The organism is Candidatus Pseudothioglobus sp. uisw_142, from assembly GCF_059512465.1.
The window spans coordinates 396,487-412,684 of record NZ_CM183452.1 but is presented as its reverse complement, the minus strand read 5'-3'; the positions used below and the strand labels follow the sequence as shown (position 1 = coordinate 412,684).

General features: G+C 36.2%; 20 protein-coding genes and 1 tRNA gene. 7 read left to right on the top strand and 14 right to left on the bottom strand.

Translation table 11 applies throughout. The features are described 5' to 3' along the window. Window positions 1-58 precede the first annotated feature (58 nt). Together purE and AC5YGB_RS02130 are read left to right on the top strand one after the other, a co-directional pair. The gene (gene purE / locus AC5YGB_RS02135) at window positions 59-547 is read left to right on the top strand and encodes a 5-(carboxyamino)imidazole ribonucleotide mutase (RefSeq protein WP_496137639.1); all 489 of its coding nucleotides are present in this window, start codon (window positions 59-61) and stop codon (window positions 545-547) included. Between the two features lie 3 nt (window positions 548-550). Continuing rightward, complete coding sequence (locus AC5YGB_RS02130) at window positions 551-1,636, top strand: 5-(carboxyamino)imidazole ribonucleotide synthase (protein WP_496137638.1); 1,086 nt, start codon at window positions 551-553, stop codon at window positions 1,634-1,636. Here the strand turns inward: AC5YGB_RS02130 and AC5YGB_RS02125 are convergent. Genes AC5YGB_RS02125 through lpxK form a run of 6 tightly spaced genes read right to left on the bottom strand, consistent with a single transcriptional unit; the run spans window position 1,633 to window position 5,093 of the window. Further along, entirely contained in the window at window positions 1,633-2,004 is a 372-nt protein-coding gene (locus AC5YGB_RS02125) for a hypothetical protein (RefSeq protein WP_496137637.1), read from the bottom strand. The genes AC5YGB_RS02130 and AC5YGB_RS02125 overlap by 4 nt on opposite strands. Before the next feature lie 24 nt (window positions 2,005-2,028). Continuing rightward, a complete protein-coding gene (locus AC5YGB_RS02120) occupies window positions 2,029-2,394 on the bottom strand; it encodes a glutathione S-transferase N-terminal domain-containing protein (protein ID WP_496137636.1) in 366 nt (121 codons plus the stop codon). After that, window positions 2,391-3,224: a bifunctional methylenetetrahydrofolate dehydrogenase/methenyltetrahydrofolate cyclohydrolase FolD gene (folD, locus tag AC5YGB_RS02115; protein ID WP_496137635.1), complete on the bottom strand. Its 834-nt coding sequence runs from the start codon at window positions 3,222-3,224 to the stop codon at window positions 2,391-2,393. Before folD ends, AC5YGB_RS02120 begins: the two co-directional genes overlap by 4 nt. After that, window positions 3,221-3,958 carry a 3-deoxy-manno-octulosonate cytidylyltransferase gene (gene kdsB, locus AC5YGB_RS02110; RefSeq protein WP_496137634.1) on the bottom strand — a complete coding sequence of 246 codons (738 nt, stop codon included), beginning with the start codon at window positions 3,956-3,958 and terminating at the stop codon, window positions 3,221-3,223. Before kdsB ends, folD begins: the two co-directional genes overlap by 4 nt. Further along, on the bottom strand, window positions 3,958-4,128 hold the full coding sequence (locus AC5YGB_RS02105; protein WP_496137633.1) for a Trm112 family protein: 171 nt from the start codon (window positions 4,126-4,128) through the stop codon (window positions 3,958-3,960). Before AC5YGB_RS02105 ends, kdsB begins: the two co-directional genes overlap by 1 nt. Beyond that, window positions 4,125-5,093: a tetraacyldisaccharide 4'-kinase gene (gene lpxK, locus AC5YGB_RS02100; protein ID WP_496137632.1), complete on the bottom strand. Its 969-nt coding sequence runs from the start codon at window positions 5,091-5,093 to the stop codon at window positions 4,125-4,127. The genes AC5YGB_RS02105 and lpxK overlap by 4 nt, the downstream gene beginning before the upstream one ends. 52 nt (window positions 5,094-5,145) lie before the next feature. On the opposite strand from lpxK, the gene AC5YGB_RS02095 reads away from it, so the two are divergent. Further along, a complete protein-coding gene (locus tag AC5YGB_RS02095; protein WP_496137631.1) occupies window positions 5,146-6,381 on the top strand; it encodes a lipoprotein-releasing ABC transporter permease subunit in 1,236 nt (411 codons plus the stop codon). Beyond that, window positions 6,374-7,051, top strand: a complete 678-nt coding sequence (locus AC5YGB_RS02090; RefSeq protein ID WP_496137630.1) for an ATP-binding cassette domain-containing protein — start codon at window positions 6,374-6,376, stop codon at window positions 7,049-7,051. The genes AC5YGB_RS02095 and AC5YGB_RS02090 overlap by 8 nt, the downstream gene beginning before the upstream one ends. Window positions 7,052-7,077: 26 nt before the next feature. On the opposite strand, the gene AC5YGB_RS02085 is transcribed toward AC5YGB_RS02090, so the two are convergent. The 7 genes from AC5YGB_RS02085 to AC5YGB_RS02055 all read right to left on the bottom strand — a co-directional run bounded on the left by AC5YGB_RS02085 (window position 7,078) and on the right by AC5YGB_RS02055 (window position 12,014). Further along, the gene (locus AC5YGB_RS02085; protein ID WP_053820462.1) at window positions 7,078-8,208 is read right to left on the bottom strand and encodes a sodium ion-translocating decarboxylase subunit beta; all 1,131 of its coding nucleotides are present in this window, start codon (window positions 8,206-8,208) and stop codon (window positions 7,078-7,080) included. A gap of 2 nt (window positions 8,209-8,210) precedes the next feature. Further along, a complete protein-coding gene (gene oadA, locus AC5YGB_RS02080; RefSeq protein WP_496137629.1) occupies window positions 8,211-10,010 on the bottom strand; it encodes a sodium-extruding oxaloacetate decarboxylase subunit alpha in 1,800 nt (599 codons plus the stop codon). A 3-nt stretch (window positions 10,011-10,013) separates the two neighbouring features. After that, window positions 10,014-10,247 (bottom strand): OadG family transporter subunit, encoded by a 234-nt coding sequence (locus AC5YGB_RS02075; RefSeq protein WP_496137628.1) that lies wholly within the window; start codon window positions 10,245-10,247, stop codon window positions 10,014-10,016. Between the two features lie 65 nt (window positions 10,248-10,312). After that, window positions 10,313-10,399 (bottom strand) — tRNA-Leu (locus AC5YGB_RS02070). 9 nt (window positions 10,400-10,408) lie between these two features. Next, complete coding sequence (gene infA / locus AC5YGB_RS02065) at window positions 10,409-10,627, bottom strand: translation initiation factor IF-1 (RefSeq protein ID WP_018402165.1); 219 nt, start codon at window positions 10,625-10,627, stop codon at window positions 10,409-10,411. A 149-nt stretch (window positions 10,628-10,776) separates the two neighbouring features. Further along, window positions 10,777-11,226 (bottom strand): hypothetical protein, encoded by a 450-nt coding sequence (locus AC5YGB_RS02060; RefSeq protein ID WP_496137627.1) that lies wholly within the window; start codon window positions 11,224-11,226, stop codon window positions 10,777-10,779. Window positions 11,227-11,285: 59 nt separating this feature from the next. Then, entirely contained in the window at window positions 11,286-12,014 is a 729-nt protein-coding gene (locus AC5YGB_RS02055) for a uroporphyrinogen-III synthase (protein WP_496137626.1), read from the bottom strand. Window positions 12,015-12,156: 142 nt separating this feature from the next. Here AC5YGB_RS02055 and AC5YGB_RS02050 point away from each other — a divergent pair, with 142 nt between their 5' ends. From AC5YGB_RS02050 to AC5YGB_RS02040, 3 genes are read left to right on the top strand one after another with little or no spacing between them, the layout of a single operon-like run. After that, window positions 12,157-13,095, top strand: a complete 939-nt coding sequence (locus AC5YGB_RS02050; protein ID WP_496137625.1) for a calcium/sodium antiporter — start codon at window positions 12,157-12,159, stop codon at window positions 13,093-13,095. Next, on the top strand, window positions 13,086-13,544 hold the full coding sequence (gene tsaE, locus AC5YGB_RS02045) for a tRNA (adenosine(37)-N6)-threonylcarbamoyltransferase complex ATPase subunit type 1 TsaE (RefSeq protein ID WP_496137624.1): 459 nt from the start codon (window positions 13,086-13,088) through the stop codon (window positions 13,542-13,544). Before AC5YGB_RS02050 ends, tsaE begins: the two co-directional genes overlap by 10 nt. Further along, window positions 13,529-14,650: an N-acetylmuramoyl-L-alanine amidase gene (locus AC5YGB_RS02040; protein ID WP_496137622.1), complete on the top strand. Its 1,122-nt coding sequence runs from the start codon at window positions 13,529-13,531 to the stop codon at window positions 14,648-14,650. The genes tsaE and AC5YGB_RS02040 overlap by 16 nt, the downstream gene beginning before the upstream one ends. Before the next feature lie 4 nt (window positions 14,651-14,654). Here AC5YGB_RS02040 and dsrK read toward each other — a convergent pair whose 3' ends face one another. Next, entirely contained in the window at window positions 14,655-16,193 is a 1,539-nt protein-coding gene (gene dsrK / locus AC5YGB_RS02035; protein ID WP_496137621.1) for a sulfate reduction electron transfer complex DsrMKJOP subunit DsrK, read from the bottom strand. Window positions 16,194-16,198 lie beyond the last annotated feature (5 nt).

The following is a 16,198-nucleotide window of genomic DNA, read 5'->3' as shown; positions in this document are numbered from 1 at the left end:
ATTCTTATAGTTATCGGGTTTTTGGTATAATTCCATCAATTTCCTCACGAACACAAAAATGAGTGCAATAGTCGGAGTAATTATGGGTTCAAAGTCTGATTGGCCCACAATGAAAAGTGCCACAGATATGCTTGATGAGTTTGGTATAACCTATGAGGTTAAAGTGGTCTCTGCTCATAGAACACCTGACCTAATGTTTGAATACGCGGAAACTGCTCAGGATAGAGGCCTTGAAGTTATTATTGCTGGTGCTGGAGGGTCAGCTCACTTGCCCGGAATGGTTGCATCAAAAACTATTGTGCCAGTTCTTGGCGTTCCCATTCAATCAAAAGCATTAAGCGGACAAGACTCATTATTATCTATAGTTCAAATGCCTGGTGGAATTCCTGTTGGTACACTTGCTATAGGTGAATCAGGTGCAAAAAATGCAGGAATACTAGCCGCTCAAATTGTTGGAAACCATAATGAAGAAGTTAGAAAAAAGGTTGTCCAATTTCGCTCAGAACAAACTCAAAGTGTACTAAACAATCCTAATCCTAATAAATAAGTTATGAAAATTGGTGTTCTTGGTGCTGGTCAGTTAGGAAGAATGCTTGCTCTATCAGCTTACCCATTGGGACATCAAATGAGGTTTCTGGCTTTATCAGAGGAAGACCCCTCTTCTCTTTTAGGAAAAACATACATTAATAACCATTCTAATGTAATCGAATTATTTTCAGATGACTCTGATGTTGTGACATATGAGAGCGAAAATACTGATGTATCAATCGTTAACAAAGTCAGCAAAAAATCAAAAGTCTATCCCAGTGAAAGTTCGCTTCACCATACTCAGCACCGTGGAAGAGAGAAAAACTTACTTTCTAAGTTAAACATACCTTGCGCACCATTCAAAATGGTTAACAGTTTGTTAGAACTTAAAAGTGCTGTTGAATTAATAGGACTTCCTGCAATTTTAAAAACTGCTAAAGATGGTTATGATGGAAAAGGTCAATTTCTTATCAAATCTGAATCAGAAATTGATCAAGCCTGGAACCACATGTCTGGTGCTGAATCTATCTTGGAAGGCTTTATAAAGTTCAAACGAGAGCTCTCTTTAATCGCTGTAAGAGGACTGGACGCAAGTCTTAAATACTATCCACTAGTGGAAAATATACATCATGAAGGAATATTAAGATTAACAATTGCACCTGCACAAAATATACCAAAATCTCTTCAAAAAAAAGCAGAAGAATATATGCACTCATTGATTAATGAAATGGATCATGTTGGTGTAATGACCCTTGAACTTTTTGATTCCTCTGATGAGCTGATTGTTAATGAAATTGCCCCAAGAGTTCACAACTCAGGTCATTGGACAATTGAAGGCGCGCAAACCTCTCAATTTGAAAATCATATTAGAGCAATTACTAATTCTCCATTAGGAGTGACATCTATCAAAAGTTCATTTAATGCAATGATCAATATTATTGGTATGCACGGAAAAACTAGTAAGGTACTTGAAACCAAAAATGCGCATTTACATCTTTATGATAAAGAGGAGCGCAAGGGAAGAAAACTAGGCCATATTACGCTAACTTCAAATTCTATGGAAGAATTAAACAAATCAATTGATAGCTTAAAGGAGTATTTACCTTAATCTTCATTTAAATCTAAAGGACTATGGTTTAATCTCAATTCCTCAAGATAAAACTGCTCAGCAATCTTCTCCTCATAATGATATGCTGATAATTCACTTACCTCAACACCTGATAAAAATTGGCATACATGGATTATCTCATGACACATGGTTATAATAAATTTTTTTTGATCAAGCGTCTCCTCAATTTCAATAAAAAACTTACCATCACCCTCATAGTCTGTCCACGCAAGTGCGTCCTCAACCTTATGAATGGTAAGATCTATATTTGGGATATTATCTTCTTTGAATAGACCGTTGCAACAAAAATTATAAAGCTGATGTGAAAGCGCTTTTTGCTTTTTATTACCCCCGTGAATATAAAGCATTTTTGGGAAAACTCATAAAGTTAGTTAAAAATTTTTGTCCAGATAACCAATAATATCGTTTGACTCGTAGAGCCAGCTTACCTCTCCATCTTGACTAATTTGAAGGCATGGAACCTGTATCTTTCCGCCACTTGATTCAAGCTCTGTTCTGTAGCTACCCTCTTGTGCATTTCTAGTCTCAATTTTTAGATTTAAGCGCTTGATTGCTCTTCGAGTCTTGACACAAAAAGGGCACGCATAAAACTCATACAATTTTAAAGATTCAGTTTTCTGATCTACAATCATCTGCTCTTCATCACTTCGTTTAATGATTGATGGTCTAAACACCCAATCAATAAAGATTAGTAACCTTCCAGAGCCTTCTCTTAGAAATTTTAGAAAAATTCTCATAAATTTTGCTTGTAGGCGATTAAAGTATTTTCAAGAAGAGTGGCTATAGTCATTGGACCTACGCCACCAGGAACAGGGGTTATTCCTCCAGCAATATCTTTAATTGCATCAAAATCTGCATCTCCTACAAGAGACCCATCTTCTAGTCTATTAATTCCAACATCAATTACAATTGCGCCCTCTTTAATCCAGTCTCCTTTGACCATTTGAGGCCTACCAACACCCACAACAACAATATCTGCTTGTCTCACCTTATCAGCCAGATCTTTAGTTTTACTATTACATATTGTGACCGTGCCTCTTGCATTGAGAAGCTCCATAGCCATTGGTCTTCCTACAATATTTGAGGCACCAATAACAACACAATTCATTCCTTCAACTTTGCAATTAACTGAATCAAGCATGGTCATCACACCCTTTGGTGTACAAGGTCTTAAGTGAGACTTATTCTGCATTAATTTGCCAATATTCTCACTATGAAAGCCATCTACATCCTTAAAGGGGGAGATGTGCTCGATCACCTTGTTTGCATTAATATGACTTGGCAACGGAAGCTGCACAAGGATACCGTCAATATGAGGATTATTATTAAGGCGTTCTACTTCCTCTAATAACTGTTCTTCAGTAATGTTCTCTGACTTTATAATTTTATCTGAAAAGAATCCTGCCTGTTTACATGCCAGCTCTTTATTCCTAACATAGACAGCTGAAGCAGGATCTTCGCCTACCAGGATGACTGCAAGTCCCGGAGGACGCTTAAGAGCTTTAACCTCGTCAGCAATCTTAAGACGTAAGTTTTTTGCAATCTCTTTACCATCAATAATATTCATTTTTTTAATTCCTTTTTAACTTTTATTAAATCACTTTCTGTGTCAACACCGTATCCCGTTGAAGCAAATGAAACGTCAACATGGATATCAAATCCTTCCATCAGGAAAGTAAGTTGCTCCAATTTTTCAGCCGTCTCTAGTCTTGATATAGGCATATTACTGTAATCTTTTAAAAAATTTGCTCGATAGGAGTATAAACCGATATGCCTAAAACATAAATCTAAATTAATGTTTTGGCCATCCCTGAAAGCAGGTACCGGAGATCTAGAGAAATACATTGCTCTGCCGCGCGAATTATATACAACTTTCACACAATTCTCATCAAAGTATGCATCCTCAGTATCAATTGTTTCACACAAAGTAGCAACACTCATTCCAGAACTAACCAGATTTAATGCTACCTGATTGATTGCACTTGGACTCATCATAGGCTCATCACCTTGCAAATTAACAATCACATCATCATCCTGGAAGTTTAAAAACGATACAGCTTCAGCTATCCTGGAAGTTCCTGAAGTATGGCTATCATTTGTCATGCACACTTCTGCTCCAAAACCTTCTGCAACAGTTTTTATCCTTTCATCATCAGTAGCAATAATGACGCGACTCGCATCACTTTTAATTGCATTAGAATAAGTATGCTCTATAAGCGATTTTCCATTAATCTCTTTTAGCATCTTTGCCGGAAGACGACTTGATGCATACCTAGCAGGAATAATAACGGAAAAGCCCATTATTTCTTAGAGTCTATTTTTCTGGATTCCTCTACAAGAAGTATCGGAATTCCATCAATAATTGGATAAGCCAGTCCACTCTTTTCGCATACTAACTCACCCTCCTCAAACTTTAAAGGCGCTTTACTTTGGGGGCAAACTAACATTTTTAACAAATCATTATCAATCAAAACTTAGACTCCAATTGCTGATAAAAATTAGAATTAATTTTTGCACTTACAGACAAATACCACATTTGTTCAGTTGCAAATAAAACACATTTTACACAATCCTTTGAGGTCATTATGATAGGATAATTTTCGTTAAAAGCCAGATCCTTTTCAGAAAAAGCATAATGGTCTGGGAAGGCTTTGGGAATTAATTTGACGCCATTTTTCTGAAGTATAGAGAAGAAATTATCTGGCTTACTAATTCCAGCAACTGCATAACATTTTTTTCCTTTAAAATATTCAAGCCCCTTAACTTCATTAGTAAGTATGTTTATATATTCATGTGGTTCAATTTCACTTGAAACCTCACCCTGAAAATGAGAGCCATTATTAATGATAAAATCCACTGAATTGAGTCTACTTTTAGCTTCTCTAAGGGGGCCAGCTGGTAGGAAAAAACCATTACCCAAACGACTATGGCCATCTATCACAGCAATTTCAATATCACGGCCCATAGAATAGTGCTGAAGGCCATCATCACTGACAATAACATCCAATGCATACTTCTTAATTAAAAAATCAATTGCTTTAGTTCTTTTTTTTGCTACTACAACTGGCACTTTGGTCTGTTGTTTAATCAATAAGGGCTCATCTCCACATTGTACTGGGTCGCTGGTCACGTTAACCTCTAAGGAATCTTGAGAATATTTGCCGCCATAGCCTCTTGAGACAACCCCTACTTTTTTATTCTGAGACTCTAAATAATTAACAATAGAAATGACAATCGGCGTTTTTCCTGTTCCGCCGACTGTTATATTTCCGACCACTATGACTGGCAAAGATGCATCATTTATTTTTAGAATTCTGAACTTATAGAGCCATAATCGAATGGATGACAAAATAAAAAAAATAGCAGAAAAAGGAAGAAGCATAAAGTTAATCAAGCCAAACTTATTATGGTTTATAAAACTTTGATTACTTAACATTTGATAACTTTAATTACCTTTAAAACATTTATTATGACAAAATATTCCGATCATGAGTGTTGAATTTCATATTTCTAACAAATATTTGCGATCAAGCAGAAAAAAAGGCTTTGTTTCTTTTATTTCTGGTGTTTCAATGGTTGGCCTAATCTTAGCTGTTATGTCATTAATTACTGTCATGTCTGTAATGAATGGTTTCCATGAAGAATTAACCAACAGGGTTTTAAATACAATCTCTCATTCTTATATTACAGGCTCAGATGATACTCTTGAAAATTGGGGTGATCTCCAAAAAAAGATTGACTCTCAGGATAGTGTTTTAGCATCCTCTCCCTTTGTAGAAGAGTTTGCTCTAATGACCTCAAAAAGTGCTTCACAGGGTGTTAGCATTAGAGGAATACTTATAGATCAAGAGCCCTCCACTTCTGCTCTTCTGGATGACATTAAATATGGCTCTCTTAGTTTAAATGAAGACGAGTCCTCAGTTCTACTGGGTGTTGGTTTAGCAACACTCATGGAAACTGGTATTGGTGGTAAGATTACCCTTATTGCGCCTGCTAGAAACTCCCTTGGTACCCTTGTTCCAATTTCTCAAACATTTAGTGTTAGTGGTATTTTTAATGCTGGATTAAATGACTACAATAATGGTTTAGCATTTATTCATCTTTATGATGCTCAAGATCTTTTTGGCTTGGGCAATAAAGTTTCTGGCATACGTCTCAAGGTTAATGATTTATTTGAGGCAAATGCAATTACAGATAAAGTTGTTGGCTCATTAGGAGATGGGCACTATGGTGTTGACTGGATGCAGCAACAAAAACACTTTATTAGGGCATTAAACCTAGAAAAGCAAATGATTGCAATTATTCTCTCTCTGATCATTGCTGTAGCAGCATTTAATATTGTCTCTATGATGGTTATGGTTGTTACCGACAAAAAATCGGATATTGCCATTCTAAGGACTATTGGAATGACGCCAAGACGCATTGTGAAAATATTTTTTTATCAGGGTATAAGCATTGGTTTGATTGGAATTACAGTCGGCACCGGTCTTGGGTTGCTCTTGGCTCTTAACATTGAATCAGTTATCTCTGGAATTGAGAGCATTATTGGGTTTCAATTTTTTCCTAAGGATGTCTTTTATATTAATCGATTTCCATCCAAAATTCTTCTGAGTGATATCTTGAGTATAGTCTTTGGGGCATTTATATTAGTCATTCTTGCATCAATCTACCCTGCCAGACGAGCTGGAAAAGTAAACATTTCTGAGGTGCTAAGACATGAGTAACATTATTGAATGTCGATCTTTATGCTTCTCGTATTCCGAGGGTGAAAACAAAACTACGGTATTAGATAACTTAAATTTTGAGGTTAAACCGGGTGAAAAGGTTGCAATTATTGGTCAATCAGGATGTGGGAAATCTACACTACTTAATTTGATTGCTGGATTAGATAAATCGTCCACAGGTGATGTATTGATTAACAACTCAAATATAGCGAAGCTAAATGAAAAAGATAGAACAGAGTTGCGCTCTAAGAATTTAGGCTTTGTTTATCAATTTCATCATTTACTGAATGATTTCTCCTCACTCTATAATGTTTCCTTACCTTTATTGATTAAAGGTATTGACAAGAGAGAAGCAGTTAAATTAGCTGAAGATATATTAAAGAAAGTTGGGCTTGAAAAACGCCTAAAGCATAAACCATCTCAATTATCAGGTGGAGAAAGACAAAGGGTGGCTATTGCAAGAGCTATGATTTCAGAACCTGCCTGTCTATTAGCGGACGAGCCTACTGGGAACCTGGATGCCAATAATGCCAAGGATGTTTTAGATTTAATTATTGAGCTTAATGATAGCAAAAGAACTGCGCTTTTGATTGTCACGCATGATTTGAGTATCGCCAATATGATGGACAGAAAGCTAGAGTTAAGTAATCAAAGGCTTATTGAAGTATAACGGCAAAGTAAAAAAAACTTATAGAACTAGGCTAAAAACTGAATCATTATTCCAGCTGCAATTGCTGAGCCAATTACGCCTGCAACGTTTGGACCCATTGCGTGCATCAGTAAAAAATTATTTGAGTCAGACTCAAGGCCAACTTTGTTAGAGACTCTAGCGGCCATTGGAACTGCAGAAACGCCAGCGGACCCAATCAAAGGATTAATTTTATTTTTACTAAAGACATTCATTAGTTTTGCCATTAATAAGCCGCACATTGTTCCTATTGAGAATGCAACCAACCCTAACAACAAAATACCCAATGTATCTAATTGAAGAAATTTATCCGCCATCAGTTTAGAACCTACTGCAAGACCCAGAAATATAGTCACAATATTAATCATAGCGTTCTGAGTTGTATCGCTAAGACGATCAACAACGCCAGACTCCTTCATTAAATTACCAAAGGCAAACATTCCCAAAAGAGGAGCTGCTGCTGGCAAAAGAAGAGCAACTAATAAAAGAAGGATGATTGGAAAAACTATTTTTTCAGCCTTTGAAACCTCCCTCAACTGCACCATTTTAATTTTTCTTTCATTTTCATTTGTAAACGCTCTCATAATAGGTGGCTGAATCAATGGTACGAGTGCCATATAAGAATATGATGCCACAGCAATAGCACCAAGTAGCTCTGGTGCAAGTATCGATGCCACATAAATTGAGGTCGGGCCATCTGCACCACCAATAATTCCAATGGCAGCAGCTTGCTTTAAATTAAAGTCAAAAATACCAATAACTGATAATCCAACAGCGCCTAGCAAAGTAGCAAAAATACCAAACTGAGCAGCGGCTCCTAGAAGTAATGTTTTTGGATTTGCAAGGAGAGGACCAAAATCTGTCATTGCACCAACACCCATAAAAATAATTAGTGGAAAAGCGCCTGACTCAATTCCAACCATGTAAAAAAGATGCAAAATGCCCCCATCTAAAGCCAAGTTAGCCCCTGGAATATTACTTAGTAGTGCTCCAAAACCAATTGGAAGAAGTAAAAGTGGCTCAAACTTTTTAACAATGGCTAAGTAAATCAACAAGATGCCAACTAAAAGCATTAAGCCTTGCCCCCAGCTCATCTGATAAAGCCCTGTGTTTGTCCAAAGAAGACTGAATTGATCCATATCTAACCCAAAGAAAGAAGAAGTTGACCAACAGTAACTGAATCACCCTCTTTAACATCGACACTAACCACAACACCTGAACATGTTGCTTTTATTTCAGTTTCCATTTTCATGGCCTCCAGAACAATTAAGGTATCACCTTTCTTAACACTCTGGTTTGGAGTGACAAGAGTCTTCCATATGGTTCCTGAAAGAGGCGCAGAAATATCTTCTTTTCCTTTTGCAAGTGGAGCTTTTGATTCGTCATCTGAACTTTCGGAACTCTGAGTAGATTGATCTGAAGAGGACCCCATCGAAGTTATAGTTCCTCCTGCAGATACATTAACAGTGTACGACTGTCCTTTAAATGAAACAGTATAGATTCCTTCATTTTTTTGATCTTTTGAGGATTCAGTTTCAGCAACAGGCACTGGTTCAAAAAAGTCTGGATTATCTCTATTCTCTAAAAATTTTATTCCAACTTGCGGGAAAAGTGCGTAAGTCATTAAATCATCAATTTTCTGATCAGCAACCCTGATACCTTTCTCAGAAACAATCTTATCAAACTCAGACTCTAAAACGCCTAGCTCAGGCTCAATATTATCTGCTGGTCGGCATGTAATAGCCTTAGAACCCTCCAATACTCTTTCTTGTAATTCTTCATTAACGGGTGCTGGGGCTTTTCCATACTCACCTTTCAATATGCCTGCCGACTCTTTAGTGATTGTTTTATATCTCTCTCCTGTCAGGACATTGAGCACAGATTGAGTGCCTACGATTTGTGAAGTTGGAGTGACAAGTGGAATATATCCAAGATCTTTTCTGACACGAGGAATTTCTAATAAAACCTCATCCATCTTATCTAGTGCGTTTTGTTCTTTTAATTGACCTTCCATATTGGTGAGCATTCCACCGGGCACCTGAGATGTCAAAATTCTTGAGTCAACACCCTTAAGAGAGCCTTCAAACTTTGCGTACTTGGTTCTTATTGGCTTAAAGTACTGATCAATTTCCTCAAGCTTATTTAAATCTAAGCCAGTTTTTCTTGGGCTAGCCTCAAGGATTGAGACTACAGAATTTGTCGCAGAGTGACTATAAGTCATGCTCATTGAGCCAATACACGTATCTACTCGGTCAATCCCAGCCTCAACAGCCTTAATAATACATGCAGTAGAAAGGCCTGTAGTTGCATGTGCATGAAGCTGAATAGGAATATCAATAGCTTTTTTTAACTTTTTAACAAGATCAAAAGCAACATAAGGCTGAAGTAAGCCAGCCATATCTTTGATACACAAAGAATGGGCGCCCATATCTTCGATTTCTTTTGCCATATCAATCCAAAGCTCGGTAGTATGAACAGGACTGACTGTATAGGATATTGTTCCCTGAGCATGTGCGCCTGTCTTGACCGTTTGATCAATGGCGGTCTTAAGATTGCGCGTATCATTCATTGCATCAAATATTCTTAATACGCCAACCCCATTCTCTGCACAACGATCAACAAACTTTCTAACCACGTCATCACTGTAGTGTCTGTAACCAAGCAAATTTTGAGCTCTTAAAAGCATCTGCTGAGGCGTATTAGGCATAACTTTCTTGATCTCACGAATTCTTTCCCATGGATCTTCTCCAAGAAAACGAATACAAGCATCAAAAGTTGCCCCACCCCAAGATTCCATTGACCAGTAGCCAATCTGATCTAATTTTTCTGCTATTGGGAGCATATCATCAATTCGCATTCTTGTTGCAAAGAGCGACTGGTGGCCATCTCGGAGCACTAACTCAGTAATTTGAACAGGTTTATTATTTTCTTTTGTTGACATGATTTATCTCTGTATATGCATTTTTATTGCTGCCTCTATGATAGCTCTTGTCTTTTCATCAATTTCCATTGAAGATTCAGAGTCTATAGATGCAGAAACATTAATTGAAGGCTGAATTTTTGTTACGAACTTTGACATTAGGTTTGTAACAACAACCATCAATGCTAAAAATACAAAAACAAATCCCATGCCAAACATGGTCAAAGTTATTGCATCACTTAGCAGGTTGTTATCCATTTTAAAATCCTAGTGAAAGAATGTTAATTTTTATTTTATATATGAATTACTCAATAATTCATAAATGGTACCAGTGGACGGGCTCGAACCGTCACTCCCGTGAAGGAACCGGATTTTGAATCCGGCGTGTCTACCAATTCCACCACACTGGCTTATCAGGTTTATTTATGTCTGAAAGTAATTCTACCTTTGGTCAAATCATAAGGAGTCATTTCGACAGTTACCTTATCGCCAGGTAATATGCGTATATAGTGTTTACGAATCTTCCCTGAGATATGAGCAAGAACGCTATGGCCATTTTCCAACTCAACTTTAAATGTTGTGTTGGGTAACTTTTCCTTTACGACACCTTCTAACTCAATGTAATCACTTTTTGACATATTTATATTAATTAAAAAACCAAGTAATATTATACCTAATTAGTTATTTGACGCCAATTGTAATATTGATATTAGGTGAGCACTCATAAAAAAATTCAAACTGAATTGAAGTATTTTATGGGTAGAAAGAAAAACTTAAGAATGAAAGATTAGTGGAAATGTCTTTTTGAGTGAACCCAGCCTTGTAGTTTTTGAAAATCTGTTTTCTTTTCTGGCTGTACGATATTTTCAAGCTCAATTAGCCTTTCATTAAGCTCATTAAAAGCATTTGTATAGTGCTTACTTTTGATAGATTCTTGATATAACTTAGATTTCAAAGTAGCTATTACAGAAACTAAATCTTGATCATTGCTATCATCTGGTAGCTCTGCATCTCTTTTCAACTTCAACTGAGTATCTTGAAACCGTTTTAAGTGCTTTGTCGCTTCAGAATCACTTTTCAAATGAGATTCGTCAAAAGCTAAGTTACTTGGATTGAAAGGGATGATTCGTTCAGAAATATTTAGATCTTGAAGAGAGCCGCGGGTTGTCGGTTGTTGGACAGTAAAGCCACTAACTCCTAGCAGACGTGCCACCCATGAAATTCCAAATCTAATCACCTGAACTCCTGATATAGTTTTGTATATGTTACCCAAACAATTTATATTTGTGCATTTTTTTAAAACTTTTTATTAAATAAAATTTCAACAAAATCTGCATCAGAGGGGTTTTGCGTAACTTCAATTTTTGTAAACCCTAATTTTTTTGCTGTGGATTTAATTCGCTCACTAAAAACAATCATTCTTCTTGACTTTAAAATATCTAAATATTTTGAAGAAGCACTTGAAACTAGCTGAATGATATTGACTAGACTCTCATTACTAGTTGCCATTGATACTCCATCAGGGTGATTTACAAATGATACTAAAGACTCCTTATGAATTTTGCTCAGTTTGCATGGAATTCTCTCATAAACTTCTAGATAATCTACTTGGTTAGATGAACTCAAATAATTTTTTAAAGTTTCTGACCCACCCTTTCCTCTAACAATTAATATTTTTCTATTCGATAGCTCTGAACATTCTTTGATTTTTAAAAGTTCTTGACTTGATGCATTCTCTTTTGGAAAACAATCAACTGCAATATTTTTCTTTAACAATTGATTTGCCGTTGCTGGCCCAACTGCAAAAACTTTAGAAGAATCACTGAATAATTCATCAAAGTGCTCTTCTGCATAACTAACTGCATTGACACTTATAAAAATAATAATATCATATTTTTCAACAGGAGCTGCAGTCTGAATTTTGATGATCTCAAAAGCAGGAAACAAAGCATAATCAATATTTCTTTTATTTAGAAGCAACTCTAAGTTTTTAGTTTGAGAAACGGGTCTTGTAATGAGGATCATTCATTTATTATAGATATTTGACTTTAGAAATCTAGTGTTTATCAATATCGATCTGCAGTATTTGAAGATTAATACAAACGTGTTTATTAAAATCAAACTTCGATGACTCTATAATAAACTTTAAATTATTTTTAACATTACTATGCTTATCTCAGTCCTATCTCTTTTAATTGGTTTCACCTTACTTGTTTGGAGTGCTGATGCATTTACAGATAATGGCGCTAAAATAGCCAGAATATTTAACATTTCACCACTAATTATTGGCTTATTGATCTTTGGTTTTGGTACCTCAGCACCAGAGATGTTAGTCTCTGGACTTGCTGCTTATGATGGTCACCCTGAATTAAGTATTGGAAATGCATTTGGCTCAAACATTTTTAATATTGGCTTAGTACTCGCAGTTGCTGCAATTATCCATCCAGTAATTGTAGAAAAAAATGTCTTAAAAAAAGAATGGCTATTTCTATTTTTATCCACCTTAGTGATTGGGTTTTTGCTAATGGACGGCTTTTTAAGTTTTATCGATGGCTCCATTCTACTAATACTACTTCTGCTATTTTTATATTATGTTTTCAATGAGTCAAAAAAAGACAATAACCTTGAAAATGAAGCCTCTGAAGACACAATTAAGGACCAATCCAAAGGTAAAACTTGGCTTCTTCTAATCATATCTTTAGTAATACTAGTATCAAGCGCCAGGCTTGTTGTTTGGGGCGGTACAAATCTTGCACTAGCTTTTGGAGTGAGCGACTTGATTATTGGATTAACAGTGGTTGCATTGGGCACAAGCTTGCCAGAACTAGCAGTTGCCATTAGTAGTGCATTAAAAAAACAGCATCAAATGATTATTGGCAATATTATTGGCTCTAATTTATTTAATTCATTAGGTGTTTTAGCCATTCCAGGCTTAATCCTTCCCTTTCAAATCCCTTCAGAAGTCATGAGTAGAGACTATATTTATATGCTTATCTTTACTTTGTTGATTCTTATCTTCTCTTTGAAGTTAAGAATAAACCGGTTTGGAGGTTTAATTTTACTGACGATTCTGGCCAGCTATCTATACCAATTAGTTTGGATTTAATATTAAAAAATCTTGATGATACAAAAGCGCTGGGTGAAAAACTCGCAGAGTGCTGCTCAAATCTTGAATATCCTTGTGTCATATATTTGATTGGTGATCTTGGTGTCGGAAAAACGACTTTAGCTCAAAACTTTATTAAGTACTTTGGCTTCATCAAAGTAAAAAGCCCAACTTACACCCTTGTTGAGAGTTATCAAAATGAAAATGTTGATATTCATCACTTTGATTGCTATCGATTGACAGACCCAGAGGAATTAGAATATATCGGAATACGTGAATATCTCAAGCCTAGATGCCTTCAGCTTATTGAATGGCCAGAGCTAGGAAAAGGCGTACTAGCAAAATCAGATATTTCAATTGAATTAAGTGGCAATGGAAATAAAAGAAATGCCAAAATAACATTTCAAACTGATTTAGGTCAATCTATAAAAGAATGCGCTATTGGATAAGTTTATTTTTTATTGTTTATTCTGCTTTCTCGCTTGCAGATGATAAAACGACACTATATGACTTTAGATACTGGTCTGCGCCAGACCATACTCGAATCGTTATTGATAAAGAAGAGGACACACTTTTTAATATCAAAAGTTTTGATGATTACCTCGTTATAAGTTTTGATGATGCTGAGGTTTTATCTGAAACTTTTTCAAATCTCTTCTTTAAAGACTCTCGTATAAAAAAAGTTAGAATCAAACGCGATAAAGAAACTATTAAATTAATTGTTCATATTAATAATAAATTTAGCACTAAGCACTTCACTTTAAAGCCAAATGCAAAATACAAGTACCATCGATTGGTAGTAGATGTTATCGATTCAGAGCTCAAAATAACAAAAAAAATTACAAAGCCTGATGTAGTTTCGCCTATTCAAAATCAAAAAATTATTCTTGTCGATGCTGGTCATGGCGGGGAAGATTCAGGCGCAATTGGAAAAAACAGATCTAAAGAGAAAGATGTCAACCTGGCTATTGCTAAAAAATTAGTGGCAATCATTAATAAAAATAATAATTTGAAGGCAGTTTTAACTAGAAGTGGTGATTATTATGTTCCACTAACAAAAAGAATTACAATCGCTCAAAAAGAAAAGGCAACAATGTTTATTTCTATTCATGCGGATGCTGTCGAAAGTCCTGTTGCTAAAGGCGCCTCTGTTTATACATTAAGCGAGAAAGGGAATAATAGTAAATTGGCAAAACAGTTGGAAACATCTCAAAACGTAGTTGATCAATTTGGAGGAGTCGAATCGGTTATTGATAGTGACCAGTTTCTCAAAAATATTTTGAAGGATTTTTCAAGAAAGGATCGTGACATGCAATCATTTAATCTTGCAAACGAGATAATAAAGCAACTTGAAAAAATTGGACCAATTCATAAAAAAGTTCCTCAGAAAGCTAACTTTGTTGTGCTGAAGTCTCCTCAAATTCCATCGGTATTAGTCGAAACTGCCTTTATATCGAATCCAACTCAGGAAAAGAGACTCACCAACAGTAAGCAGCAAACTAAAATTGCACAGTCAATCTATCAAGGCATTTTGAAATATTACAGTACCTTATAGAAATCTATGCTTCAGTATCTGAGCTTTTATTTAACACAATAGCCTCACTAACGAGCTGATGCACACTCACAATCATGTATGGGTCAAAATCGTAATTAGGGAGGACTTTAGAAAACTGTGATTTACAGATAGCACAGATCGCAGCCAGGGTGTTTACTCCACTTTCTTGCTCAGTCTGCTTTAGAGCGTGCATTCTTGGCTTGGCCCCCTTTATTCTCAAATCCATAAGGTCATCCGTTAAAAGTCCGCCGCCGCCGCCACAACAAAAAGCGGAGGATTTGATAGTATTCTTAGGCATCTCTACAAAATTATTGCAGGCCGCCTTAATGACTTCTCTGGGCAAGATAAATTGTCCATTTTTAATATCCCCCATATTGCTACCTCGAGCAACATTACAGGAGTCATGAAAGGTAACTATTCGATGGTCATTTCTAGATTTCTCAAAGGATAGTTTGTTTTTTTGAATTAAGTCATATGTAAATTCAACCATATGTTGAGGCTGCGGATAATTACTATCAAGTTGCTTTTGAAGTCTTGATGAATATTCATCAATTCCCCCTTCACCAATACCTGTAAGAGTATTCCAAAAACTATAAGCAACACGCCAGGCATGTCCACACTCTCCAACTATGACTCGCTTTACATTTAAATCAATCGCAGCTTTACGAATCCTCAAGGCGCCTTGCCTCATTACGTCATAGTTTCCTATAAACATTCCAAAGTTTGCCGCCTCAGAAGCGTAAGAGCTTAATGTCCAACTCACGCCACTCTCATGAAACACTTTGGCATAGCCAATAAGTCCATCAATGTGGGGTTCAGCGAAAAAATCCGCTGAAGGAGTTACCATTAAAACTTCAGAGTCTTTAATATCTAAGGGAAGTTTAACATTCACTCCAGTCTCATCTTTGATCTCATCTTCAAGGTCTTCAAGTGTATCTCTCAATGCAGGTTCAGGCATTCCTAAATTGTTTCCAATTTTATTAATCTTTCCTAAAATTTGATTAGGGTATTTTTGACCAACTCCAATGACATTCATTACTTCACGAGCAGCCATAGAAATTTCAGCTGTATCTATTCCTAAGGGACAGTAAACAGCGCATCTTCGGCACTGTGAACATTGATGAAAATAGTTGTACCAATCATCAAGCATATTTTCATCAAAATCTTTAGCGCCAACTAATTTTGGAAAATACTTGCCTGCAAAAGTAAAGTGTCTTCTGTAAACGCTTCGAAAAAGATCTTGCCTTGCAACAGGCATATTTTTTGGATCTGCAGTCCCTAGATAATAATGACATTTGTCTGTGCAAGCTCCACACTTTACACAGGCGTCTAGGAAAACTTGGACTGACCGATATTTAGACTTGGTTTCAGCGATTTTATCAATGGCTACTTGTTGCCAGTTATCCACTTTTTCTCCAGGAAAACCTAAACTCTGTTGAATATCCTTGCTCGCCTTAAATGGCCCATTACCTGCCATTGAGTCTTTCTTAATCGCTGGCACCTCAAGGTATGTGGGAAGCTTTATTGGGTTATCGTTAGTCAAAATTA

Coding starts and splice junctions, on each gene's coding strand:
- purE (WP_496137639.1), top strand. CDS start 59: ATGAGTGCAATAGTCGGAGTAATTATGGGTTCAAAGTCTGATTGGCCC.
- AC5YGB_RS02130 (WP_496137638.1), top strand. CDS start 551: ATGAAAATTGGTGTTCTTGGTGCTGGTCAGTTAGGAAGAATGCTTGCT.
- AC5YGB_RS02125 (WP_496137637.1), bottom strand. CDS start 2,004: ATGCTTTATATTCACGGGGGTAATAAAAAGCAAAAAGCGCTTTCACAT.
- AC5YGB_RS02120 (WP_496137636.1), bottom strand. CDS start 2,394: ATGAGAATTTTTCTAAAATTTCTAAGAGAAGGCTCTGGAAGGTTACTA.
- folD (WP_496137635.1), bottom strand. CDS start 3,224: ATGAATATTATTGATGGTAAAGAGATTGCAAAAAACTTACGTCTTAAG.
- kdsB (WP_496137634.1), bottom strand. CDS start 3,958: ATGGGCTTTTCCGTTATTATTCCTGCTAGGTATGCATCAAGTCGTCTT.
- lpxK (WP_496137632.1), bottom strand. CDS start 5,093: ATGTTAAGTAATCAAAGTTTTATAAACCATAATAAGTTTGGCTTGATT.
- AC5YGB_RS02095 (WP_496137631.1), top strand. CDS start 5,146: ATGAGTGTTGAATTTCATATTTCTAACAAATATTTGCGATCAAGCAGA.
- AC5YGB_RS02090 (WP_496137630.1), top strand. CDS start 6,374: ATGAGTAACATTATTGAATGTCGATCTTTATGCTTCTCGTATTCCGAG.
- AC5YGB_RS02085 (WP_053820462.1), bottom strand. CDS start 8,208: ATGGATCAATTCAGTCTTCTTTGGACAAACACAGGGCTTTATCAGATG.
- oadA (WP_496137629.1), bottom strand. CDS start 10,010: ATGTCAACAAAAGAAAATAATAAACCTGTTCAAATTACTGAGTTAGTG.
- AC5YGB_RS02075 (WP_496137628.1), bottom strand. CDS start 10,247: ATGGATAACAACCTGCTAAGTGATGCAATAACTTTGACCATGTTTGGC.
- infA (WP_018402165.1), bottom strand. CDS start 10,627: ATGTCAAAAAGTGATTACATTGAGTTAGAAGGTGTCGTAAAGGAAAAG.
- AC5YGB_RS02055 (WP_496137626.1), bottom strand. CDS start 12,014: ATGATCCTCATTACAAGACCCGTTTCTCAAACTAAAAACTTAGAGTTG.
- AC5YGB_RS02050 (WP_496137625.1), top strand. CDS start 12,157: ATGCTTATCTCAGTCCTATCTCTTTTAATTGGTTTCACCTTACTTGTT.
- AC5YGB_RS02040 (WP_496137622.1), top strand. CDS start 13,529: ATGCGCTATTGGATAAGTTTATTTTTTATTGTTTATTCTGCTTTCTCG.